General features: G+C 62.3%; 21 protein-coding genes. 8 read left to right on the top strand and 13 right to left on the bottom strand.

Annotated elements, in window-relative coordinates; genetic code table 11:
• The first annotated feature begins 69 nt into the window (after positions 1 to 69).
• Positions 70 to 573 carry an AAA family ATPase gene (locus J1N02_RS31560; protein WP_146477223.1) on the top strand — a complete coding sequence of 168 codons (504 nt, stop codon included), beginning with the start codon at positions 70 to 72 and terminating at the stop codon, positions 571 to 573.
• Here the strand turns inward: J1N02_RS31560 and J1N02_RS31555 are convergent.
• On the bottom strand, positions 570 to 2,171 hold the full coding sequence (locus J1N02_RS31555; RefSeq protein WP_092357360.1) for a L,D-transpeptidase family protein: 1,602 nt from the start codon (positions 2,169 to 2,171) through the stop codon (positions 570 to 572). The genes J1N02_RS31560 and J1N02_RS31555 overlap by 4 nt on opposite strands.
• A gap of 38 nt (positions 2,172 to 2,209) precedes the next feature.
• Here J1N02_RS31555 and J1N02_RS31550 point away from each other — a divergent pair, with 38 nt between their 5' ends.
• Entirely contained in the window at positions 2,210 to 2,923 is a 714-nt protein-coding gene (locus tag J1N02_RS31550) for a murein L,D-transpeptidase catalytic domain family protein (protein ID WP_027607226.1), read from the top strand.
• A gap of 30 nt (positions 2,924 to 2,953) precedes the next feature.
• Positions 2,954 to 3,700, top strand: coding sequence for a creatininase family protein (locus J1N02_RS31545; protein ID WP_027607227.1), 747 nt, complete (start codon positions 2,954 to 2,956; stop codon positions 3,698 to 3,700).
• A gap of 269 nt (positions 3,701 to 3,969) precedes the next feature.
• Here J1N02_RS31545 and J1N02_RS31540 read toward each other — a convergent pair whose 3' ends face one another.
• The gene (locus J1N02_RS31540; RefSeq protein WP_027607228.1) at positions 3,970 to 4,302 is read right to left on the bottom strand and encodes a hypothetical protein; all 333 of its coding nucleotides are present in this window, start codon (positions 4,300 to 4,302) and stop codon (positions 3,970 to 3,972) included.
• Positions 4,303 to 4,336: 34 nt separating this feature from the next.
• Positions 4,337 to 4,981 carry an ATPase gene (locus tag J1N02_RS31535; protein WP_098479218.1) on the bottom strand — a complete coding sequence of 215 codons (645 nt, stop codon included), beginning with the start codon at positions 4,979 to 4,981 and terminating at the stop codon, positions 4,337 to 4,339.
• Positions 4,982 to 5,113: 132 nt separating this feature from the next.
• Between J1N02_RS31535 and J1N02_RS31530 the strand changes: the two genes are divergently transcribed.
• Complete coding sequence (locus J1N02_RS31530) at positions 5,114 to 5,386, top strand: hypothetical protein (RefSeq protein WP_027607230.1); 273 nt, start codon at positions 5,114 to 5,116, stop codon at positions 5,384 to 5,386.
• On the opposite strand, the gene yfcF is transcribed toward J1N02_RS31530, so the two are convergent.
• Entirely contained in the window at positions 5,361 to 5,993 is a 633-nt protein-coding gene (gene yfcF, locus J1N02_RS31525) for a glutathione transferase (RefSeq protein WP_108572764.1), read from the bottom strand. The two genes, J1N02_RS31530 and yfcF, sit on opposite strands and share 26 nt — an antisense overlap.
• Before the next feature lie 95 nt (positions 5,994 to 6,088).
• A complete protein-coding gene (locus J1N02_RS31520) occupies positions 6,089 to 6,625 on the bottom strand; it encodes a DUF924 family protein (RefSeq protein WP_092357366.1) in 537 nt (178 codons plus the stop codon).
• Positions 6,626 to 6,745: 120 nt separating this feature from the next.
• Between J1N02_RS31520 and J1N02_RS31515 the strand changes: the two genes are divergently transcribed.
• Entirely contained in the window at positions 6,746 to 7,900 is a 1,155-nt protein-coding gene (locus J1N02_RS31515) for a DUF1624 domain-containing protein (protein ID WP_368964141.1), read from the top strand.
• A gap of 301 nt (positions 7,901 to 8,201) precedes the next feature.
• On the opposite strand, the gene metE is transcribed toward J1N02_RS31515, so the two are convergent.
• Complete coding sequence (gene metE / locus J1N02_RS31510) at positions 8,202 to 10,490, bottom strand: 5-methyltetrahydropteroyltriglutamate--homocysteine S-methyltransferase (RefSeq protein ID WP_421148301.1); 2,289 nt, start codon at positions 10,488 to 10,490, stop codon at positions 8,202 to 8,204.
• Positions 10,491 to 10,683: 193 nt separating this feature from the next.
• Here metE and J1N02_RS31505 point away from each other — a divergent pair, with 193 nt between their 5' ends.
• Positions 10,684 to 12,327 carry a sensor domain-containing diguanylate cyclase gene (locus J1N02_RS31505; protein ID WP_421148300.1) on the top strand — a complete coding sequence of 548 codons (1,644 nt, stop codon included), beginning with the start codon at positions 10,684 to 10,686 and terminating at the stop codon, positions 12,325 to 12,327.
• Between the two features lie 133 nt (positions 12,328 to 12,460).
• Here J1N02_RS31505 and J1N02_RS31500 read toward each other — a convergent pair whose 3' ends face one another.
• The 7 genes from J1N02_RS31500 to J1N02_RS31470 all read right to left on the bottom strand — a co-directional run bounded on the left by J1N02_RS31500 (position 12,461) and on the right by J1N02_RS31470 (position 19,420).
• A complete protein-coding gene (locus tag J1N02_RS31500; RefSeq protein ID WP_421148299.1) occupies positions 12,461 to 13,780 on the bottom strand; it encodes an OprD family porin in 1,320 nt (439 codons plus the stop codon).
• Positions 13,781 to 13,930: 150 nt separating this feature from the next.
• Positions 13,931 to 14,764, bottom strand: coding sequence for a phosphodiesterase (locus tag J1N02_RS31495; protein ID WP_092357686.1), 834 nt, complete (start codon positions 14,762 to 14,764; stop codon positions 13,931 to 13,933).
• A 10-nt stretch (positions 14,765 to 14,774) separates the two neighbouring features.
• Complete coding sequence (locus tag J1N02_RS31490; protein ID WP_098479214.1) at positions 14,775 to 15,806, bottom strand: ABC transporter ATP-binding protein; 1,032 nt, start codon at positions 15,804 to 15,806, stop codon at positions 14,775 to 14,777.
• Positions 15,803 to 16,597, bottom strand: a complete 795-nt coding sequence (locus J1N02_RS31485; protein WP_421148298.1) for an ABC transporter permease — start codon at positions 16,595 to 16,597, stop codon at positions 15,803 to 15,805. The genes J1N02_RS31490 and J1N02_RS31485 overlap by 4 nt, the downstream gene beginning before the upstream one ends.
• Positions 16,594 to 17,412 (bottom strand): ABC transporter permease, encoded by an 819-nt coding sequence (locus J1N02_RS31480; RefSeq protein ID WP_065948101.1) that lies wholly within the window; start codon positions 17,410 to 17,412, stop codon positions 16,594 to 16,596. The genes J1N02_RS31485 and J1N02_RS31480 overlap by 4 nt, the downstream gene beginning before the upstream one ends.
• A complete protein-coding gene (locus tag J1N02_RS31475; RefSeq protein ID WP_421148297.1) occupies positions 17,413 to 18,417 on the bottom strand; it encodes an ABC transporter substrate-binding protein in 1,005 nt (334 codons plus the stop codon).
• Positions 18,401 to 19,420 carry a LacI family DNA-binding transcriptional regulator gene (locus J1N02_RS31470; protein WP_098479211.1) on the bottom strand — a complete coding sequence of 340 codons (1,020 nt, stop codon included), beginning with the start codon at positions 19,418 to 19,420 and terminating at the stop codon, positions 18,401 to 18,403. The genes J1N02_RS31475 and J1N02_RS31470 overlap by 17 nt, the downstream gene beginning before the upstream one ends.
• A 355-nt stretch (positions 19,421 to 19,775) precedes the next feature.
• Between J1N02_RS31470 and J1N02_RS31465 the strand changes: the two genes are divergently transcribed.
• Together J1N02_RS31465 and J1N02_RS31460 are read left to right on the top strand one after the other, a co-directional pair.
• Positions 19,776 to 20,873, top strand: a complete 1,098-nt coding sequence (locus tag J1N02_RS31465; RefSeq protein ID WP_027607243.1) for a carboxynorspermidine decarboxylase — start codon at positions 19,776 to 19,778, stop codon at positions 20,871 to 20,873.
• A gap of 28 nt (positions 20,874 to 20,901) precedes the next feature.
• Complete coding sequence (locus J1N02_RS31460) at positions 20,902 to 22,146, top strand: saccharopine dehydrogenase family protein (protein WP_027607244.1); 1,245 nt, start codon at positions 20,902 to 20,904, stop codon at positions 22,144 to 22,146.
• The last annotated feature ends 155 nt before the right edge of the window (positions 22,147 to 22,301 follow it).

The following is a 22,301-nucleotide window of genomic DNA, read 5'->3' as shown; positions in this document are numbered from 1 at the left end:
GTCCTGGGGTCGACCGGTGGGGGAACGGGAGGATACCCTGAACCGCCCCACCCTTATCGAGAGTCAAGCATGCTTATCGTCTTCAGCGGCCTGCCCGGCACCGGCAAGACCACGATTGCCCGCGAGTTGGCGCGCCAGACCGGTGCGGTTTACCTGCGCATCGATGTGATCGAACAGGCGATTCGCGACGCGGGCGTATTGGCAGGTGATGTCGGTGCCAGCGGCTACGGCGTGGCGAATGCGCTGGCGCTGAGTAACTTGCAGTTGGGCCATAGGGTCGTCGCCGATTGCGTGAATCCGGTCGAGGAAAGCCGGGCAGCGTGGGCAGCGACGGCCGCGACGGCAGACGTGGCGCTGGTCAATATTCAGGTGGTGTGTACAGACGCACAGGAACACCGGCGCCGGGTGGAAACCCGTACGGGCGACATTCCTGGGTTGACGCCGCCGACTTGGCAGTCGGTATCGACGCACGAATACGAGCGCTGGGGCCAACCCGTGTTGACCCTGGACACGGCCTCCGTGACAGCTACCGAGGCCGTCGCGTCAATCGTTGCCCACACGGCAATGCCCTAGAGCACACTCCCCATCGCCTTCATCAACACCAGGTCGCGCCCATAAATATCCGGCGCATACACCAGGTCACCCTGACCGTCGACCTGCACTGTCCAGTAGCCCAGCAGCACCGGCACCGGGGTGGCCAGCCGGAATTCATGGGTCACGCCGGTGGCCAGCAGTTCATCGGTGCGCGCGCGTTCGGCCGGGCTGACCAGCAGGTCGCGCAGCAACAGCGGTTGTTCAACCCTCACGCAACCGGAGCTGAACGCCCGTGGGCCTTTGGTGAACAGCGGTTGGCTGGGGGTGTCGTGCAGGTACACCGAGTACGGGTTGGGGAAGCGCATCACGATCTTGCCCAGTGGATTGCGCGGGCCGGCTTCCTGGCGCAGCAGGATATTGCCGGGGCGCGCCCAGTCGATATTTTCCGGCGCCAGCGGGTGGCCTTCGGCGTCGAGCACTTGCAGGTTCTGCTGGCGCAGGTATTCGGGGTTGAGGCGGATGGCCGGGAGTTTGTCCTCGCGCATGATGGTGGGCGGGATGGTCCAGGTGGGGTTGAGGGTCAGCCGGGTGATGCGTGACTTGAGCAGCGGCGTCTGGCGTTCGGCGCGGCCCACCTGCAGGCGGGTCTGCCACACCGGGATGCCGCTCTGGTACACGCTCAGTTGCGCGGCGGCGACGTTGACCAGCACGCCTTCGGGCTCCAGGTCCTGGGCCAGCCAGCGGAAACGCTCGAGGTTGATGCGCAGCTGTTCGCGGCGCATGGCCGGGCTGATATTGAGTTCGGCCACGGTGCCGGCGCCGATCACGCCGTCCGATTGCAGGGAGTGGCTGAGCTGGAAGGCCTTCACCGCCGTGACCAGGTCCGGACCGTATTGTTTGCCGGCGCCCTTGGGTTCTGCAGACAGGTAGCCACCGCTGTGGAGCCGACGGGCCAGTTCCGGGACGCGCGGGTCGTCCATGCCGGGACGCAATAACGGGCCGCTGCCGACCGGATCCCAATGCGGCAAGGGTTGCAGGCGGACGCTGGCATAGGCGTTGCGCAGGCTGCGGTACAGATCGGCGCTGGGGCGCGCCTGGTCAAAGGCTTGCGCCATGTTTTGCAGGCCGAGGGCAGCGAGGGCCAGCACTTCGGTGTCGGGGTCGCGGGTGGGCGGCTGCGAATGCCACAGCGGTTCGAAGCGCGATTGCTGCAGGCGCCCGTAATGCAGATCCTGCAGGGCTTGCAGGTAGTGCTGGCTGATGTCGATGTCGCTGCACAGCACATTGGCCGTGGCATCCGCCGCAGGCAGACTATAGTGGGTGGGGTCCAGCCCGTCATCGGCGAGCAGCTGCAATTGGGCGTGCAGTGCCTCGCGGCGATCATTGGCGGACCACAGCGGCCCATTCCCCTGCTGCTGGTAGAACGCTTGCAGGCGCAGTTGCGTGGCAGCGTCTATCTGCGCGGCAAGGCCGGGGCAGACACCCGGCAGTTGCGCCAGCGCCTGTTGCAGCGGGGCCAGTTCGACCGGCGCCGGCGTCGTGACCGGCAACGGCTCGACCGGCAGCACGTCGGCTGTGGCGACCAATGGTGCAACGAGCAGGCAAATGCTCAAGTAACATGCGTGTTTTTTGAACAATAGCTTTGCTCCAATCCACAGTGGGGGATGTACTGTAGATGCTGACTTTTATATGCCGCCTTGGTTTGGTCACCATGGGCCTGGCTTTACTGAGCAATTCTGCGCTCGCCGCCAATGGCAACCCTCCTTCCTTGTATAACAGCCTGGCGCGCTCGGCTCCAGAACTCAATCCCACCGTACTGAAAAGCGCCCTGAACGCCGTGCAGTGCGCCGTCAATAATGGCGAGGAACGCTCCGAGCGCCTGGCCGTGATTGACTATTCCCAACCTTCAACCGCCCGTCGGCTGTGGATCTTCGACCTGCGCAAGAAAACCCTGGTACTGCGCGACCTGGTGGCCCACGGCGCAAAGTCCGGGGAAAACTTCGCCACCCAATTCTCCAACCTGGAAGGCAGCCATCAATCCAGCCTGGGCCTGTTCCGCACCCAGGAAAGCTACCTGGGCACCCATGGCTACTCGCTGCGCATGGACGGCCTGGAGCCGGGGTTCAATGACCAGGCCCGCGACCGCGCCATCGTGATTCACGCCGCCGACTACGTCAGCCCCTTGTGGAGCAAGCGCGAAGGCCGCATCGGCCGCAGCCAGGGTTGCCCGGCCGTGCGCCCGCAGGTGGCACGCCAGGTGGTGGACAAGCTCAAGGATGGGCAGTTCATGTTTTCGTGGTACCCCGACCAACGCTGGCTGAAGTCCTCGACGTACCTCAATTGCAGACCCCAGCAGGTGGCGAGTAGTCGTACAATCCGTGGCGGTTAGCCTGTCCCCACAGATAAAAGAGAGCTTCGCATGCTTCTACATCAATCGACCTGGATCGAGATCGGGCAGTTCCTGGAACGCAGCCGCACGGTGGTGATTCCCATCGGCTCCAACGAACAACACGGCCCCACCGGCCTGCTGGGCACCGACTGGATGTGCCCGGAAATCATCGCCCATGAGGCGCAAAAGAACGCCGACATCCTCATCGGCCCCACCTTCAATATCGGCATGGCCCAGCACCACCTGGGTTTCCCCGGCACCATTTCCCTGCGCCCTTCCACCTTTATCGCTGCGATTGGCGACTGGGTGCGCTCGCTGGCCGGGCATGGCTTCGACAAGATCCTGTTCCTGAACGGCCACGGCGGCAATATCGCCACGATTGAAGCGGCGTTTTCCGAGCTGTACGCCGAGGCAAGCTTCGGCCGTCGCCCTGCCGGGTTTGCGTTGAAGCTGGTGAACTGGTGGGACCTGGAAGGCGTCACTGACCTGGCGCACCGCCAATTCCCGGTAGGCCATGGCAGCCATGCGACGCCTTCGGAAATTGCGGTGACGCAGTGGGCGTATCCGGACGCGATCAAGTCGGCCGACTACTCCCCGCAGATCGCCAACACCGGGCCGATCCGTGAAGCCCTGGACTTCCGCGCCCGCTTCCCCGACGGGCGCATGGGCTCGGACCCGGCGCTGGCGACGGTGGAGAAAGGTGGGGAGCTGGTGGCACTGGCGGCTCAAGGGCTGGTGAAAACGGTTAACAGCTTCAGCAACGAAGCCAGACCTTAGGCCTTATGCAGATTCAAATGTGGGAGGGGGCTTGCCCCAATGCCAGTCAGTTAAGGAGGAACACTGTAACTGTGGTGAGCGGGCTTGCCCCGCGTTGGGCTGCGCAGCAGCCCCCAATAAGAGCACTGCAGTGTGCCAGACAGCTCCGGGGCCATGTTTTGGGGCTGCTTCGCAGCCCAACGCGGGGCAAGCCCGCTCGCCACAGGTGACGGGTTGCCCGTTCTGTCCCTTAACTGACCGGCATTGGGGCTTGCTCCCTCCCACATGGGTTATCTGCAGTCCTGCGCCACCTGTTCAAGCCGCGACGGCGTAATGGTCGACGCCAGCGGCTTGCGCTCGTACAAAAACACCTTGCCGCCGTCCCCCGCCTTGTAGACCTCCAGCACGTCATCGGCGGCAATCTTGCTGGTCAACACCAGCTTGGCGTGGCGCGAGTTCTGGGTCACCGTCGACGTGATGCCGTGCTTTTCCAGCTTGGGAAGCAGGCATTGCACATAGTCATCCGGGCTCTTGCCGGTTTGCAGAGTCAAGGTCGGATTATTGGGAGCGGAAACACAACCGGCCAGCAACAGGGCCGCGACCGGTACGAAAAAAGAGCGCATGAAAAAATCCTGAGTCTAAAAATAAAGGTTCACATCAACCCGCGCGAACCAGTGCCTTGAGCGAGGCATCGAACTGCTTCAACGCATCGAGCTGCACATCCCGCTGCTGTTCAATCCGCGCGGCAATCTCCGGTGCGGCCTTGTCGTGCACCCACACCGAGGGCACCTGCCTGTGCACCGAGCCTTCGGCCTTGGCGATGTATTGCAGGCTCGCGTCATAAAACCGTGCGATAAAACGCGCTTCGACCTGATCGTTGCGCTGGGTCAGCAATTGGTTATGGGTATCGAGCATCACCACCACATCGGGGCGAGCCTGCACCAGGGCATCCAGGTTGTCGTAGACCGTCACCGACAAAAAGGTTCCCTGCAGCGAGCTGATCAACCAATCAATGGCCAGTTCCGGGTCGGAGCTGTTGACGAACGCCTCGCGGATACCTGCGTCAAGGGCATCCCTGGCGCCATTCAAGGCCATGTCGTGGTAGCGTTCAAGGTAGCTGAGGTTGTCGCGGGTGTTATCGCTTAACAACACCCCCACCGATTGCGCATGCTGCAGGGAGTCTACGCTACCGACGATAGGTAGCAAATGGCCTGCATGCAATTCATCAGCGATCGCTGCGTTATTGACGATCACAGTGCCCAGCATCAGCATCATTAAACCCAGCTGAATCAACGTCCTCATCGCGCATTTCCTTGAACAGCGTCTCGATGCAGGCGATTTTGCGCTTTTCCTGAAAAAACAGAACTTGCGTTGCATGATGGTGACTATTATCTGAACCGATAGTGCTCACATAAAACCTATAAGGACCACGCCATGAAGCCCCACCAGAAAACCTTCGACCGTATCCGCGAAGCCGTCTTGCCGGAGTTTCGCGAGCGGGTCGCCGATTACCTGGTCGAGTATGAACAGGTACTGCTGGATGAGGCGTCGGAAGCCGACCAGGTGCACGCCAGTGCCCAGCAGTTGCGCGGCTACCTGCGTGGCTTGAACACCACGCGGGTGCTGGGCATGGCCGATTGGGAAGACCTGGACCGGCGCGTCATGCAAATGACGGCCAGCGCTACAGCGCAGGACGTTGCAGGTTGACCCACGCCTGCACGGACGGCCGGCGCCACTGGCGCTGCGCATAAGCCACCAACTCGGCAGGTACGCTGTCGCCGTTTAGAATCAGACGATTGAGCATCACCGCCAGGTCCACGTCAGCAATGCACCACTCACCGAACAAGTACGAAGGGTTGCCCGCCAGCAGCACCTGCGCCGCACTGATCAAGCGCCGGGCTGCCCCTTGGGCGTCGGCTGACAACGGCGGCATTTTCTGCCCATAAAACACCACCAGGGTCGAACGCTCCTGGCGAATCGTCAGCAAATCACTGCGCAACCACGCCTGCACCTGTCGTGCCCTCGCCCGCTGTTTGGGATCGGCCGGATACACGCTGGTCTCGGGGTAGGCCTGGTCCAGGTATTCGGTAATCGCGGAGGATTCCGACAAGGCAAAATCGCCTTCCAACAGGGTCGGCACGCGCTGGGTCACGGATAGCTGGGCAAAGTCGGCCGTCTGGTTCTGCGCGGTGTCCAGGTCCAGGGTGACCAGGTCGAAGGCCAGGCCTTTTTCCCGCAGGGTGACGAACACCGACATCGCGTACGGGCTGGTGTAGAGCGAATCAACGTAGAGGCGCAACGGGGGCTGGTTCATAACGGGCTCCTTGGGTGAAGCCCTACGCTACGAGATGCGCGCCAAGAAAGACAATGCGCGGTTTTTATGAGGGCATTCCTGGGTGGAATACCGGGTTAACCGGCAAACCCGCCTTGGTCCAGAAACGCGCGCTCTTCATCCGTGGTGACCCTGGCCAGCACCGCATTGCGATGGGGAAAGCGCCCGAAGCGCTCGATGATCTGCGCGTGCTCCTTGGCCCAGCGGTAAGTGTTGGCATCCAGCTGCTGGTTGAGGGTCAGGGAGCGTTGCTGGTCTTTTGGGTCTTCCGAGTGCTCGAACGGCAAATAACAGAACGCCCGCAATGCCGGCTCAACCTGCTGGTCGAGCCCGGCGTCCACCATGCGCTGGGCATACAGGCGCGCGAGCGGGTCGGTGGCGAACATGTGCGCGGTGCCGCGAAAGGCATTGCGTGGGTATTGGTCGAGCAGGATCAGCAAGGCCAAGGCGCCTTCGGCCGAATCCAGCCAGCTTTCCAGCTCACGCCGGGCGGCTTGCAGGTGGGTGGCGTGGAAGGTATCGCGGAAGGTGGCGTCGAACCCATCGTCCTTGGCGAACCAGCGCTTGGGGCCGGCGTGCTGCCAGAAGTCGATGACGGTTTGAGGGGTGCTCATGCTCAGGGTCTCCGGGTGTGAGTTCACTGAAGGTATCAGAAGCGAGATCAATGGAGGGCAACGCGTCGATTAATGTTATAGGATAACGCCAATTTTCCGCCCTGCCCTGTGATCCCGCCCATGACCGATGCCGTTCCCCTGCGCCAACGCCTGCTCTCCATCGACGCCCTGCGCGGCCTGGTGATCCTGTTCATGCTGCTCGACCACGTACGCGAGACCTTCCTGCTGCATCGCCAGGTCAGCGACCCGATGAGTATCGACAGCACCGAGCCCGCGTTGTTTATCAGCCGCACCCTCGCCCACCTGTGCGCGCCGGTGTTTGTGTTGCTCACGGGGTTATCCGCGTTTTTATACGGCCAGAAATACCAGGGCCGCCGCGATGTGTCGGCGTTCCTGTTCAAGCGCGGGTTGTTCCTGGTGGTGCTGGAGTTCACCCTGGTCAACTTCGCCTGGACCTTCCAGTTGCCGCCCAGCGTGATCTATCTGCAGGTGATCTGGGCGATTGGCATCAGCATGCTCGCCCTCGCCGCCCTGGTGTGGTTGCCGCGCCCGCTGTTGATCGTGCTGGCGCTGGTGATCATCGGCGGGCACAACCTGCTGGATGGGCTGCATTTCGATCCAGGCTCGGCGCTGCATATTCCGTGGACGATCCTGCATGAACGCAGTTGGATTGACGTGTCTGACACCCTGCGCCTGCGCACGACTTACCCGGTGCTGCCGTGGATCGGCGTGATTGCCCTCGGTTACGGCCTGGGCCCGTGGTTTGCCAATGCCACGCTGCCTGCCGTGCGCCAGCGGTTTTTGCTGCTCGGCGGTGTGAGTGCATTGGCGGGGTTTGTGCTGTTGCGTGCGCTCAATGGCTATGGCGAAAAGCCCTGGCAGGCGTATGACAGCGGCGTACAGACGCTGATGAGTTTTTTCAACGTCACCAAGTACCCGCCTTCGCTGTTGTTCCTGGCATTGACGCTGGGAATTGGGTTGTTGCTGTTGCTGGCGTTTGAACGCGCGGGGCATCGACGCTGGATCGGCGTGTTGGCGGTGTTTGGGTCCGTACCGATGTTCTTTTACCTGCTGCACCTGTATGTGCTGAAAGTGCTGTATGTCGCCTGTGTGGCGCTGCTTGGCCTGAACCAGGGCAACTACTTTGGCTTCGACAGTATGGGTGCGGTGTGGCTGATGGCGCTGGTATTACCCCTGGCGCTCTACCCGCCGGTGCGCTGGTTCGCCGGGCTCAAGGCCCGCCGCCGCGACCTGGCCTGGCTCAAATACCTCTGACCTGACACGGATCCAAATGTGGGAGCTCGCCCATACTCATCGTGGCATAGGTATCTACACAATTTTCAGAGACTGGCGAGTTCCCCTGTGGCGAGCGGGCTTGTCCCGCGTTGGGCCGCGTAGCGGCCCCAAAACAGCCGCTATGGAGTTTCTGATACACCGCATTCTGCTTTACTGGGGCTGCTGCGCAGCCCAACGCGGGACAAGCCCGCTCACCACAGGGAGATTTGTCAGAGGCTGAACAGTTGTGTAGATACCCATGGCTATCGGGGGCAAGCCCCCTCCCACATTTTTTACGATATCAAGCCAACTCAGCCCGTAGCTGGCGAGCTGCGGTGACCATATGAATCAACGCCGCCTCCGTCTCCGGCCACCCCCGCGTCTTCAACCCGCAATCCGGGTTTACCCACAAGCGCTCGGCAGGAATCCGCCGGGCGGCCTTGCGCAGCAGGTTGGCCATTTCCGAGGCATCCGGCACGCGTGGTGAGTGGATGTCGTAGACGCCTGGGCCAATGTCATTGGGGTACGCGAAAGCTTCGAACGCGTCCAGCAGTTCCATGTCAGAGCGTGAGGTCTCGATGGTGATCACGTCGGCATCCATGGCCGCGATGGACTCGATCACATCGTTGAACTCGCTGTAGCACATGTGCGTGTGGATCTGGGTTTCATCGCGCACACCCGAGGCGCACAGGCGGAACACTTCGGTGGCCCAGTCCAGGTAGCCTTGCCACTGCGCCTGGCGCAACGGCAAGCCTTCGCGGAACGCGGCTTCGTCGATCTGCACGATCTGGATGCCGGCGGCTTCCAGGTCGACCACTTCGTCGCGAATCGCCAGGGCCAGTTGGCGGGCCTGCACTTCGCGGCTCACGTCTTCGCGCGGGAACGACCACATCAGCATGGTCACCGGTCCCGTCAGCATGCCCTTCATCACCTTGCGGGTCAGGCCTTGGGCATAGCGGATCCACTCCACCGTCATCGCCTTCGGGCGGCTCAGGTCGCCGAAGATCACCGCCGGCTTCACGCAACGCGAACCGTAGCTCTGTACCCAGCCAAAGCGGGTGAACACGTAGCCGTCCAACTGCTCGGCGAAGTACTCGACCATGTCGTTACGCTCGGCTTCACCGTGCACCAGCACGTCCAGGCCGAGGTTTTCCTGCACCTCGACGGCGTGACGAATCTCGCTGTGCATGGCTTCGACGTATTCGGCTTCGCTCAACTTTCCAGCCTTGTACGACTGGCGCGCCAGGCGGATCGACGCGGTCTGCGGGAACGAACCGATGGTGGTGGTCGGGAACAGCGGCAGGTTCAGGCCCGCACGTTGTTTCTCGATACGCTGGGTAAACGGCGACTGGCGCTGGCTGTCCTGGCGGGTAATCGCCGCTACACGCGCTTGTACCGCAGGCTTGTGGATACGCGGCGAGGCAGCGCGGGCCGCCTGCACGGCACGGCTTTCGGCCAGGGCAGCGAGGACGTTGGGCGCTTCAGGCTGGTTGACGGCTTGCGCCAGCACCGCCACTTCAGCGCATTTTTGCACAGCGAACGCCAGCCAGCTTTTCAGCTCGGCATCCAACTGGTCTTCACGGCCCAGGTCCACCGGGCTGTGCAGCAGCGAGCAGGATGGCGCCACCCACAGACGATCACCGAGTTTTTCATGGGCGTGCTGCAAGGTGGCCAGGGCGTTTTCCAGGTCGCAACGCCAGACGTTACGGCCGTTGACCACGCCCAGGGACAGCACTTTATAAGCCGGCAGGCGGTCGAGGATGGTCGGATACTGCTCCGGCGCGCGCACCAGGTCGATGTGCAGGCCATCCACCGGCAGGTTCGCGGCAAGGCCGAGGTTCTCTTCCAGGCCGCCGAAGTAGGTCGCCACCAGCTTTTTCAGCGGGTCACGCTGGATCAGGTTGTAGGCACGCTCGAACGCGTTCTTCCATTCCTGCGGCAGGTCGAGGACCAGGATCGGCTCGTCGATCTGCACCCATTCCACGCCGAGGTCGGCCAGGCGCTGGAAGATCTGGCCGTACAACGGCAGCAGGCGCTCAAGCAGGTCGAGCTTGTCGAAGTCACCGCCCTTGGCCTTGCCCAGCCACAGGTAGGTCAGCGGGCCGATCACCACCGGCTTGACGGTGTGACCCAGGTCGAGGGCTTCCTTAACTTCTTCGAACAACTGCTCCCACCCCAGGTGGAATTGCTGGTCGGCACTGAATTCAGGCACCAGGTAGTGGTAGTTGGTATCGAACCACTTGGTCATTTCCTGGGCATGGGCACCGCCGCAGCAGCTGTCGCTGACGCCACGGGCCATGCCGAACAGGGTGTCGAGGGTGGCCTGGCCATCGGCCGGACGAAAACGCTCGGGGATCACACCGAACATCAGCGAGTGGGTCAGCACCTGGTCGTACCAGGCAAAATCACCGGCGGGCAGCAGCTCAATGCCCGCCTGCTTTTGCAGGGCCCAGTGGGCTTTGCGCAGGTCACGTCCGACCGCACGCAGACCGGCTTCGTCAAGCTCGCCCTTCCAGAACGCTTCCTGCGCTTTTTTCAGTTCACGATCGCGTCCAATGCGCGGAAATCCGAGGGAATGAGCGACTGCCATGACTTACAACTCCACTGTAGGTATTCAATGGCAGCCATTGTCGGCACACGAGCATAGTGAGACAAACTCATTTTATTCCAGATGATCACAAGATCTGCTCATGTTGCCGGCAGTGAATAGATCAACCCATTGCTGGTCTCGTCCCCTCTATTACGCATACCATGGCCCCGAACAAACATTCAAATGAGCACTCATGATCAAAGCCAGCCTGCGTAGTCACCTGACCCTGTGGTTTGCCGGGTTGTCGCTGCTCATCTTATTGAGTGTGGGTTTTTACGTGGGGCACATCGCTACCGAGCAGATGAAACAGGCCAGTGGCAACACGCTGTTGAGCACTGCGCGCTCGACGGCGGCACTGTTGGCTGTGCAATTGCGCGAACGGCAGTTGGAAGTGTCCTTGCTCAGCAAGGCCCCGCTGTTTCGCCGTGGTGACCTGGATGCGCCGGATATCCTGGCCTTGATGGAACTGCGCACGCAATCGCGCGCCGAGTACGCGTGGATGGGAGTTGCCGACGCCGAGGGGCGTGTGCGCCAGGCGGTCAATGGGCTGCTGGTCAACCAATCGGTGCAGCAACGCCCCTGGTTCCAGGCTGGCCTGCGCGGCGAGTACACCGGCGATCCCCACGAGGCGGTGTTGCTGGCCAAACTGCTGCCGGGTGCGGCGAATGGCGAGCCGCTGCGCTTTATCGACTTTGCCGCGCCGATTCGCAATGCCAGCGGCGAGACGATTGGCGTGCTGGGCGCCCATGCCCACTGGCGCTGGGTGACGCAGATCGTCGCGTCCGCCGTGACGCAAAAAGACGCCCTCCCCGATATCGAGGCCTTGATTGTCGACTTCGATGGCAAGGTGCTTTACCCCGAAGCCCTCGCCGGTGAGCAGATGCCTAAAGACAAGCTGGTCACGCCAACCGGCTGGTTCACCGACAACGGCTACGTCACCGCCTCGGTCGCCGTCCCCAGCCCGTCCAACGCGCGGGTGAGCTGGTACATCATGGTGCGCCAGCCGTTGGACGTGACCCTGCAACCGGCGCGCAGCCTGCTGTACAAATTAATGGTGCTCGGCCTGCTCGCAGCGATCATCTTTATCGTGGCTGCGTATTACCTCGCCTCATCACTCAGCCGTCCCATCGAGCGCCTGGCCAAGTCCGCCAAACAGGTGCAGGACCATCAGCCCGGCGCGGTGTTCCCCCAGGAACACCCGGTGCTGGAGATCGCCCAACTGGGGCAATCGCTCACCGGCATGACGCACTCGCTGCTCGCCAAGGAACGCGAACTGCAAGAAACCAACGCCTCCCTGGAAGCTACCGTGGCGCAACGCACCGCCGACCTCACCCAGGCCAACGCCGACCTGCTCAAGCTGGCCACCCACGACGCCCTCACCGGCGTGTTCAACCGGCGCCGCTTCGACGAAAAACTCGCCGAAAACAGCCTGTTGTTCCAGCGTACCGGCCGCACCTTTGCCCTGCTGCTGATCGATGCCGACTACTTCAAGCGCGTCAACGACACCTACGGCCACGCCGTTGGCGATGATGTGCTGTGCCAACTCGCGGCACTGATAGAAAACACCACGCGCGCCACCGACTTCGTCGCGCGTTATGGAGGGGAAGAATTCGCCGTGCTGCTGCCGGAAGTCGAAGCACCGGACAGCCCCGACGTGGTCGCCGAAAAAATCCGCGCGGCCGTGGCGGCCGCGAAGTTCCCGACCGTGAGCCAGGTCACGGTGAGTATCGGCGTGGGCGTGGCAGAGCCTTCTGACCGCGACTCCCTGGCATTGCTCAAGCGCGCGGACATGCGCTTGTATGAGGCCAAGGGCGCGGGCAGGAACCGGGTGGCGTGAGCAAGCCCCCCCTGTAGGAGCGAGCTTGCTCGCGAAGAACACAAGGACACCGCTGGCATTCTGGAAAGGCGCGTTATCGTTGACGTTTTTCGCGAGCAAGCTCGCTCCTACAGAGGTGAGGGGCTCAGCGGTACTACATCAACGGAATCGAATAACTCACAAACACCCGATTCTGGTCCTGGTCCCGCGCTACTTCACTGCGTGACACGCCGTTACGCCAGCCGAACCCGACGTTCTTGAATGTGCCGCTCTGCACCACGTAATCCAACGAGATGTCGCGCTCCCACTCGCTGGCGTCGTTGCCGCTGGTGGTGAGGATGTGCTCGCCCTTGAGGTACATGACCGAGGCCTTCAGCCCGGGCACACCCAGCGATGCGAAGTCGTAGGCGTACTGGGCAAAGGCGGTGCGTTCGCCGGCCTGGATGAAGGTCTGTACGGTACGGTCGGTGTAGAGGTACAGGCTGGCACCGCCCTCGCCTTTGTTCACCAGGCCGCCCTGGTTGAGTTGGGCGAAGTTGCTGTCGTCCGAGACTTGCTGGTAACCGGCAGTGATCGCGTGCGGGCCCAGGGAGTAGATGAACGCGGCGCTCCAGGTGTTGTTGTCGATTTCACCGTTACCGTTCTTGGTATAGCCGCCCAGCTTATAGCCTTCGGCACGGCCGGCGGCGCTGCTGTTTTTACCGTCGGAGCTGGTCTTGAAGTAGCGCAGGTCGGTTTTCAATGAGCCGTATTCGCCCAACGGCAATACGTGGATCAACCCGGCGAAGTGTTGTTGGTAATAGTCTTCGAGGTTGGCGTAGTAGTACTGGACCATCAGGTCCTTGGTCAGCTGGTAGTCTGCACCGGCGTAGGTAAATTTATTGCTTTCCTGGGTAGCGCCCGCCGCTGCCAGGCCACTGCGGTCGCTGGAACCGCGACCGGTGGTGTGCTCAAGCTGGCCGCCGACCAGGGTCAGGTTGTCGATGTCCTTGCTGGTGACCTGCCCGCCTTCGAACGACTGCGGCAACAGGCGGCCGTCGTTGCTCACCAGGATCGGCAGGTTCGGGCGCAGGTAGCCGTAGCGCGCTTCGGTCTTGGCAAACCGCGCCTTGGCGGTGGCGCCGCCACGGGCCCAGTTATCCGTGGCCTTGCCGTCTTCGGTGGGGATCATCGAGCTGCCGACATGGCGCGCGGCGCTGCTGTCGAGGGTCACGCCGAGCATGCCGATGGCGTCCAGGCCAAAGCCGACGGTGCCGTCGGTAAAGCCCGACTGGTAGTTGAGGATAAAGGCCTGGCCCCACTCTTCGGTCTTCGACGGTGCCGCCGTGCCGTCGCGGTTGTCGTTATTGAAGTAAAAGTTACGCATGCTCAAGTTGGCTTTGCTGTCGCTCAAAAAGTCAGCGGACGCCAAGGGGCTCAGGGCAATGCCCAGGCCGCCGGTCAATACACCTAATACATTCAACGTGGCTTTCATCAGGACGAACTCCGGCGCGGAATCCAGGTTCCGGGCGCAAAAAATGGGCAGCAGGATGCCGTCGGCCAAACGTGACGTTGGCCGGGGCGTTAACGGTTATTCAGTTGCTTAGTTGTTAGCGAGTTGAGTGAAGTGAAACCTCCGTAAACCTCAGTCAATCAATCCATGAGCGTCATAAAACGGGTACGGCCCCGGGTAATCCCCGAACACGCCGTTGTGGCTGATCAGGCCCTGTTGCGCATCCCAGCGATGCAACAGATACCCCGCCGGTTCCAGGTTGAAATGCGCGGGCGCGGCGTCCTGCAGGTCCAGCACAATCTGATGGGAGGTGCCGGGGCACACACAACTCAAGCTGCCGCCAAAGCGTCGCTGCATCGGCCGGTGCAGGTGCCCGCACAGCAGGCGTTCCACTTGCGAGTGGCGAGACACAACCGCTTCCAGCGCCGCAGCGTTGATAAAGGGTTCGCGGTCCATATGGCCGATGCCGCTGATAAACGGCGGATGGTGCAGGATCAGCAACGTCGGCGCGTCCGGGCGTCGTGCCAGTTGCGCGTCCAACCAGTGCAATTGGCTGTCCAGCAGCTGGCCGCCGTGCCCACCCGGAATAGTCGAGTCCAGGCCGATCAAACGCAGCGGATGCTCGTCCACCACCCAGTCCAACGGCCCCTCTGCCGACAAAGGCAAGTAGGCGTGATCACGGAATGCCTCGAGCAACGGCCCGCGTGTGTCGTGGTTGCCGGGCACCAGGTAGCACGGCATGTGCAGGCGCGCGAGTTCGGGGTGCAGCACGGCGTATTCATCGGCGCGGCCGAAGTCCACCAGGTCACCGCTGATCACCACAATATCGGGCCGTGGGTGGCTGGCGTTCAAATGGTCGACGGCACGGCGCAGCGCGCCCAGGGTATCCACCACCCCATACGTCAGGCGCTGGCCGGCTTTAAGGTGCAGGTCGCTGATTTGCGCAACAAGAAACGGACGATTCACAAGCAAACTCTCACGCATTCAGGGTGAACAACATGTGCGGCGCAATCGCCAGGGCAATCGGCGCGCCGACGGCGTACAGGTGGTTGTCGCTGCTGTCCACCAGCAGCGGTTGCGGGCCGCCCACGTCCACCAGCAGGCGGCTTTGGGCGCCCTGGAAAAACTGCGCCACTAGATGGCCGTGCAAGTGCCCTTCGCTCTCCATCACCCGCAGGTGTTCGGGGCGGCAGTACACCGTGTTGGGCACGTCGGCGGCCTGCCACGGCAACTCGCCGCCGCAGACTTCCAGGCCATGGGTTGTTCGCGAGGTGACGGCAAAGGCATTGAGGTTGCCGACAAAACCGGCGACGAACGCATTCGCCGGCGTTTGGTAGATCTCCCGTGGGCTGGCCAGTTGCGCGACGCGGCCGTGCTCCATCACCAGGATACGATCGCCCAGGGCCATGGCTTCGCCCTGGTCGTGGGTGACAAATACCGAGGTGATACCGAGGCCGCGCAGCAGTTCATTCAGCTCGCTGCGCAGGCGCTCGCGCAATTGCGCATCCAGGGCCGCCAGCGGTTCATCCAGCAACAGCACTTTAGGGCGCGGCGCCAGGGCACGGGCCAGGGCCACCCGTTGACGTTGGCCACCGGACAATTCGTGGATGCTGCGCTTGCCATGCTGTTGCAGGCCCACCAGTTCCAGCAGTTCCTCGCAGCGCTTGTTGCGCTCCAGAGCTGCCATGCCGCGAATCTTCAAGCCGTAGACGATATTGCCGGCCACATCGAGGTTGGGAAACAGCGCGTAGTTCTGGAACACCATGCCCACGTCGCGGCGCTCGATGGGCAGGCGGGTGACGTCGTCGCTGCCGAAAAAAACCTGGCCCACATCCGGGCGTTCCAGGCCGGCAATCAGGCGCAAGGTGGTGGTCTTGCCGCAGCCGGACGGGCCGAGGATCGCCAGGGTTTCACCGCCTTCGACGGTCAGGTTCAGGTCATGCACAGCCACGGTGCCGTCGGCGAATGCCTTGCGACAGCCTTGCAGGCGGATAGTGATAGCAGTCATCGACGCTCTCCACGGGACAAACGAGCGCTGATGGCCTGCAACGCAATCAGCAGCGGCACGATCATCAGCAAAAAGATAAGGGTGTAGGCGCTGGCGATTTCCAGGCGCGCCGAGGCGTAGCTGTCGGCCAGGCCCACGGGCAATGTCTTGGTCATCGGCGTGTGGAGCATCCAGGTCAGGTTGAATTCGCCCAACGACAAGGTCACCACCATCAGCACGCCGGCCAGAATCCCCGTCCGGCAGTTGGGCACCACCACGCTGAAAAAGCGCTTGACCGGCCCGGCGCCCAGGCTGGCCGCCGCCTCTTCCAGCACTGGCAGTTGCTGGCGTTGCATCACCGCCATCACCGGACGTACCAGGAACGGCAAGGTGAACAACACATGGCCGACCAGGATGAACAACCAGCTGCTGCGAAACGTGCCGAACTGGCCATAGGTGAGCAGCAACGCCAGCGCACTGGCCAGCCCCGGCATCGCCACCGGCAGCACCATCAGTTCTTCGAAGGCACGGCTGAAGCGGTTGTTCATGCGCACCAGCGCATAGGCCGCCGGCACGCCGATCACGCAGACACACACCGCGCACGCCAGGGCCAATTGCAAGGACAGCCATACGGTGGGCGAATAGGCCTGCCACACCTGGATCAACCAGTCGAAGGTCAGGCCGCTGGACAGGCCGACGAAGAAATTGCGCGTCAACCCGGCCAGCAACGACATCAGCACCGGCACCAACATGAACGCGCACACCAGCAAGGTGAACAGCAGTTGCATCACAAACAGCGATGAGCGTTTCACAAGACCGTCCCCGCATTTTTCACCAGGCGTCGCGTGAGCAACAGCACCGCCCAGGTCACCGCGCCGAGCACCACCGACAACGCGGCGGCGACGGCAAAGTTGGCGTAGTTGGTGAACACGTTGTAGATCGCCACCGGGGTCACATTCAGGCGCGTGCCCAAGGTGAACGCAGTGCCGAAGGCGCCCATGGACGTGGCGAAGCAGATCGCGCCGCAGGACGCCAACGCCGGCGCCAGGCCCGGCACGATCACGTCGCAGACCACCCGCCAGTGCCCTGCTCCCAGCGAGTGCGCGGCTTCTTCCAGGCTGCGGTCGAGGCTTTCGCACGCGGCCATCACCGTGAGGATCACCCGCGGAATCGAGAAGTACAGGTAGCCGACAAACAGCCCGGCCAGGGAGTAGGCAAAGATCCAGCGCTCACCGGCCAATTGCAGGCCCAGGGACGCCAGCAGCCCCTGGCGCCCGGCCAGCAGGATCACCAGGAAGCCCACCACCACCCCGGGAAACGCCAGGGGAAACGTGAGCAACGCCACCAACGCCGAGCGCCCGAAAAACTGCTGGCGCGCGAGGAATACGCCGCTGATGCCACCGATCAACAACGCGGTGAACGTCACCACGATCGCCAGCACGCAGGTCTGCGCCAGGCTGCCCAGGTACTGCGCGCTGCTGAGCACCTGCCAATAGCCGCTGCCGTGGCTGTCGCGGCTGTCGGCGCCGAGCAGCATCAAGTGCGCCAGCGGCAACAGCCAGAACGCGAACAGCACCGCAAAGGCCGGGGCCAGCGCCCAGGCCGCTTGTTTTGCCGATGCAGCCACTTACTTGACCTCGTTCAGGTAACGGGCGGCGAAGGCTTCCTGCACAGCGGCCATTTTCTGATAGTCCACCACACTGGCGCGGGCGTAATCGCTGTCGGGCAGGAACTGCGCGGCGACGTCGGCCGGCATGGTCACCGGACGTACCGGGCGCAAGTACGCCTTGGCCCAGAGTGCCTGGCCTTGGTCCGACAGCACGAAGTCCAGCACCTTCTCGCCATTGGCGCGGTGCGGCGCGTTGGCCACCAGGCTCATCACATAGGGCACGCTGATGCTGCCTTCCTTGGGGATCACGAAGGCGACGTTGGCGTTGTCTTTGTAGCGGGCGCGGTAGGCGTTGAAATCGTAGTCCACCAGGATCGGCAACTCCCCGGACAGCACCCGCGCATAGGCGGTCTGCTTGGGCACGATGGGGGCGTTTTTCGCCAGTTTCTGGAAGTAGTCGATGGCCGGGGCGAAGTTGTCCAGGTCGCCGCCCATTGCGCGGTTGATCGCCACGGCAGAGACGTAACCGACGAAGGCGCTGGACGGGTCCAGGTAGCCGACCATGCCTTTGTATTGCGGCTTGAGCAGGTCGGCCCAGCTTTGCGGCACCGGCAGGCCACCCAATGCATCGACGTTGACCATGATGCCCAGGGTGCCGGAGTGGATCGCAAACCACTGGCCGGCGGGGTCTTTCAACCCGGCGGGGATCTGTTCCCAGCCTTTGGGCTTGTAACCCTCGACCACGCCGGCCTTTTGCGCCTGCAAGCCGAAGGTCACGCCGTAATACACCACGTCCGCGACCGGCGCGGCCTTTTCGGCCACCAGTTGCGCCAGGGACTGGCCGGAGTTCTTGTTGTCCAGCGGCACCTGCACCCCCGTGTCGGCAGCGATGGCCTTGAGCTGGGTGCCCCAGTCGGCCCAGTCCGGCGGGCAGTTGTAGCAAATAGCCGTTTCGGCGGCCTGGGCCAGGCTGGCCACACCGCAGAGCAGCACGGCGGCCAGGGTTTTACTGAATGCGCGCATCAAGGGACTCCTCAAAGGGTTGGGTACTTTCGCCCGGCCGGATATGGCAAGGCAGGCAATGGGAAACCGGGTCGTTACCGGCGATCTGCGCCAGCAGTTGGTCAATCACCGTGCTGGCCAGCAGCGCGATGGGCTGTACCACGCTGCACAGGGTCGGGTGCATCTGGGTGCCGAGGGCGATGCCGTCAAAGCCCATCACCGACAGTTGCCCGGGCACATTCCAGGCGTTGCGGCGCAGCTCGGCGATCAGGCTGATCGCGAGGAAATCGTTGGAACACACCAGAGCGCTGGGGGCGTCGGGGCCGTTGAGGTACGGCTGGATGGCAGCGAATTCGGCCTGGGTATGGGCGGGCATTTCGATCACCGCGCGGCTGTTGAGACCGTATGCCTTCATCGCGTCGCAGTAACCGGCATAGCGCAGGCGTGCGCGGTCGGACTGCAAGGCGGGGCCGGCGACCATGCTGATGCGTCGATGGCCGGCCTCCAGCAGGTAGCGCGTGGCCAAGGCCATGCCGGCGCGGTTGTCCACCGACACGGCGCTGTAGTTGGGATTGCTCGGTTGGTGATAGGCCAGCACGAACGGCGTCCGTTCGGTATTCAGGCTGCTGAGCACGCTGTTGCTTTCGGCATCGGTGACCGTCAGCACCAGGCCGTCCACGCGCTGGCGCAGCAGTTCTTCCACTACGATGCACTCGCGTTCGCTGCTGTAGTCGGTGGTCGCCAGCACCAGGCTGTAGCCACGCAAGCGTGCGGCACGCTCCATGGCCTGGAACTGTTCGGCGAATACCGGGTTGAGCAGGTTGGGCACCACCACGCCGATCAACTGGGTGGTTTGCAGGCGCAATTGGCGGCCGAGCAGGTTGGGCCGAAAGCCCAACTCACGGGCGGCGGCGAACACCTGCTCACGGGTCGCCGGGCGCACCTGGTCGGGGGAGGCAAAAGTGCGGGCGGCGGTCGCGCGGGATACGCCGGCCAATCGCGCGACGTCTTTCAAATCAGTCATGGTCACTCGCTTGAGATCGATCTCATTGGCGAGGACAGTAACGGCGGAATGTGGCAGGAAGGTGGTGGGCAGATGACGGTTTGATGGCAGTGCAGCAGAGGTACCTGGGGCCAAATGTGGGAGGGGGCTCGCCCCCGATAGCAGAGGGTCAATAAAGAATAGGCTGGCTGATACACCGCTATCGGGGGCAAGCCCCCTCCCACATTAGAGCGGTGTAGATGCATAGATAGTCATACTCAGTGGTTAGGATCGTAAAGCTGGCGCAGCAAAATCCGCCCACTAACCTTTCGATTCGATCCAAGTGCGGGCACAATGCGTGTCCTTTTTTGGCAGGCACCGCCGCAGGCTCTCAAAAATGATCAAAACGCCGTACTACCTCATCGATAAACAGAAGCTTCTGGTCAACATGCAGAAGATTGCTTACGTGCGCGAGCAGTCCGGCGCCAAGGCCCTGCTGGCGCTCAAGTGCTTTGCCACCTGGTCGGTGTTCGACCTGATGCAGGAATACATGGACGGCACCACCTCGTCGTCGCTGTACGAGTTGAAGCTCGGTCGCCAGAAGTTCGAAGGCGAGGCGCACGCCTACAGCGTGGCCTGGGCCGACGATGAAATCGAAGAGATGCTCGATAACTGCGACAAGATCATCTTCAACTCCATCAGCCAGCTGCAGCGTTTTGCCGAGCGCAGCGAAGGCAAGACCCGCGGCCTGCGCGTCAACCCGCAGGTGAGCAGCTCCGACTACCTGCTGGCCGACCCGGCGCGTCCGTTCAGCCGCCTGGGCGAATGGGACCCGGTGAAGATTGAAGGCGTGATCGAGCAGATCTCCGGCTTCATGTTCCACAACAACTGCGAGAACGGCGACTTCAACCTGTTCGACCAGATGCTCAATACCATCGAAGAACGCTTCGGCGCGCTGCTGCACAAGGTCAACTGGGTCAGCCTCGGCGGCGGCATCCACTTCACCGGTGAAGGCTATGCCATCGACGCCTTCTGCCAGCGCCTCAAGGCGTTCTCGCAGAAGTACGACGTGCAGGTCTACCTGGAACCCGGCGAAGCGGCGATCACCAACAGCGCCTCCCTGGAAGTCACCGTGCTCGACACCCTCTACAACGGCAAAAACCTCGCCGTCGTCGACAGCTCCATCGAAGCCCACCTGCTGGACCTGCTGATCTATCGCCTCAACGCCAAGCTGGCGCCGAGCGAGGGCGAACACACCTACATGGTGTGCGGCAAATCCTGCCTGGCCGGGGACATCTTCGGCGAGTATCAATTTGATCGTCCGCTGGCCATCGGCGATCGGCTGTCGTTCATCGACACCGCGGGCTACACCATGGTCAAGAAAAATTGGTTCAACGGCCTGAAAATGCCGTCCATCGTAGTGAAACAACTCGACGGTACAGTCGAAGTGGTTCGTGAATTTGGTTACGACGACTACCTGTCCAGCCTTTCGTAAGCTGGCGGATAAAGGAGAGATAAAGCAATTGAAAAAGAACGTTCTTATCATTGGTGCAGGAGGTGTCGCCAAGGTGGTGGCCCACAAGTGCGCGCAGCACAACGACGAACTCGGTCGTATTGCTATCGCGTCGCGCAACATCTCCAAATGCCAGGCCATCATCGACAGCGTCAAGGCCAAGGGTAGCCTCAAGGTTCCCGCCGACATCCAGGCCTTCGCGCTCAACGCCCTGGACGTGGAAGCGACCAAGGCCCTGATCCGCGAGACCGAATCCCAGATCGTCATCAACGTGGGATCCGCGTTCCTCAACATGTCGGTACTGCGTGCCTGCATCGACACCGGCGTCGCCTACCTCGACACCGCCATCCACGAAGAGCCGGGCAAGGTCTGCGAGACCCCGCCGTGGTACGGCAACTACGAATGGAACCACCTGGAAGAGTGCAAACAGAAGAACATCACCGCCATCCTTGGCGTGGGCTTCGACCCGGGTGTCGTCAACGCGTACGCCGCGCTGGCGCAGCAACAGCATTTCGACCGCATTGATTCGATCGACATCCTCGACGTCAATGCCGGCTCCCATGGCAAATACTTCGCCACCAATTTCGATCCGGAAATCAACTTCCGCGAATTCACCGGGCAGGTGTGGAGCTGGCAGAACAGCCAGTGGACCAGCAACACCATGTTCGAAGTCAAACGCACCGACGACCTGCCGGTCGTGGGTTCGCAGAACCTCTACCTCACCGGCCACGATGAAGTGCACTCGCTGTCGAAAAACCTCGACGTGCCCAACGTGCGTTTCTGGATGAGCTTCGGCGAACACTACATCAACGTGTTCACCGTGCTGAAAAACCTCGGCCTGCTCTCCGAGAAGCCGGTCACCACCGCCGAAGGCCTGGAAGTGGTGCCGTTGAAAGTGGTCAAGGCCGTGCTGCCCGACCCGTCTTCGCTCGCCCCGGGCTACACCGGCAAGACCTGCATCGGCGACCTGGTCAAAGGCACCAAGGATGGCCAGCCGCGTGAGATGTTCATCTACAACGTGGCGGATCACGAAGAAGCCTTCGCCGAGACCGACAGCCAGGGCATCTCCTACACCGCAGGCGTTCCACCGGTAGCCGCCGCGCTGCTGGTCGCCCGGGGCGAGTGGGATGTGAAACACATGGCCAACGTCGAGGAACTGCCGGCTGAGCCGTTCCTCAAGGCGCTGGACGTGATGGGTTTGCCGACTCGGATCAAAGACGAGAACGGTGACCGTGCCTGGGATGCGATTGCCTGATAGGCGATAGTTGACCGAACAAAAAAATGCGCCCGAAGGGGCGCATTTTTTGTTGGGGCTCACACCAATCTCAAAGAATGATGAAGATCAAAATGTAGGAGCGGGCTTGCTCGCGAATGCGGTGTGCCAGTCGCCAGATGCAGTGACTGGCACAC

Origin of the sequence: Pseudomonas sp. NFX5, from assembly GCF_049132125.1 — a bacterium.
Lineage (GTDB): Bacteria > Pseudomonadota > Gammaproteobacteria > Pseudomonadales > Pseudomonadaceae > Aquipseudomonas > Aquipseudomonas marginalis.
This window is presented reverse-complemented; position numbering and strand designations above follow the sequence as displayed.

Coding starts and splice junctions, on each gene's coding strand:
- J1N02_RS31500 (WP_421148299.1), bottom strand. CDS start 13,780: ATGAAAGCCACGTTGAATGTATTAGGTGTATTGACCGGCGGCCTGGGC.
- J1N02_RS31535 (WP_098479218.1), bottom strand. CDS start 4,981: ATGAGGACGTTGATTCAGCTGGGTTTAATGATGCTGATGCTGGGCACT.
- J1N02_RS31470 (WP_098479211.1), bottom strand. CDS start 19,420: ATGACTGATTTGAAAGACGTCGCGCGATTGGCCGGCGTATCCCGCGCG.
- J1N02_RS31540 (WP_027607228.1), bottom strand. CDS start 4,302: ATGCGCTCTTTTTTCGTACCGGTCGCGGCCCTGTTGCTGGCCGGTTGT.
- J1N02_RS31515 (WP_368964141.1), top strand. CDS start 6,746: ATGACCGATGCCGTTCCCCTGCGCCAACGCCTGCTCTCCATCGACGCC.
- J1N02_RS31550 (WP_027607226.1), top strand. CDS start 2,210: ATGCTGACTTTTATATGCCGCCTTGGTTTGGTCACCATGGGCCTGGCT.
- J1N02_RS31530 (WP_027607230.1), top strand. CDS start 5,114: ATGAAGCCCCACCAGAAAACCTTCGACCGTATCCGCGAAGCCGTCTTG.
- J1N02_RS31490 (WP_098479214.1), bottom strand. CDS start 15,806: ATGACTGCTATCACTATCCGCCTGCAAGGCTGTCGCAAGGCATTCGCC.
- J1N02_RS31520 (WP_092357366.1), bottom strand. CDS start 6,625: ATGAGCACCCCTCAAACCGTCATCGACTTCTGGCAGCACGCCGGCCCC.
- J1N02_RS31475 (WP_421148297.1), bottom strand. CDS start 18,417: ATGCGCGCATTCAGTAAAACCCTGGCCGCCGTGCTGCTCTGCGGTGTG.
- yfcF (WP_108572764.1), bottom strand. CDS start 5,993: ATGAACCAGCCCCCGTTGCGCCTCTACGTTGATTCGCTCTACACCAGC.
- J1N02_RS31465 (WP_027607243.1), top strand. CDS start 19,776: ATGATCAAAACGCCGTACTACCTCATCGATAAACAGAAGCTTCTGGTC.
- metE (WP_421148301.1), bottom strand. CDS start 10,490: ATGGCAGTCGCTCATTCCCTCGGATTTCCGCGCATTGGACGCGATCGT.
- J1N02_RS31560 (WP_146477223.1), top strand. CDS start 70: ATGCTTATCGTCTTCAGCGGCCTGCCCGGCACCGGCAAGACCACGATT.
- J1N02_RS31545 (WP_027607227.1), top strand. CDS start 2,954: ATGCTTCTACATCAATCGACCTGGATCGAGATCGGGCAGTTCCTGGAA.
- J1N02_RS31505 (WP_421148300.1), top strand. CDS start 10,684: ATGATCAAAGCCAGCCTGCGTAGTCACCTGACCCTGTGGTTTGCCGGG.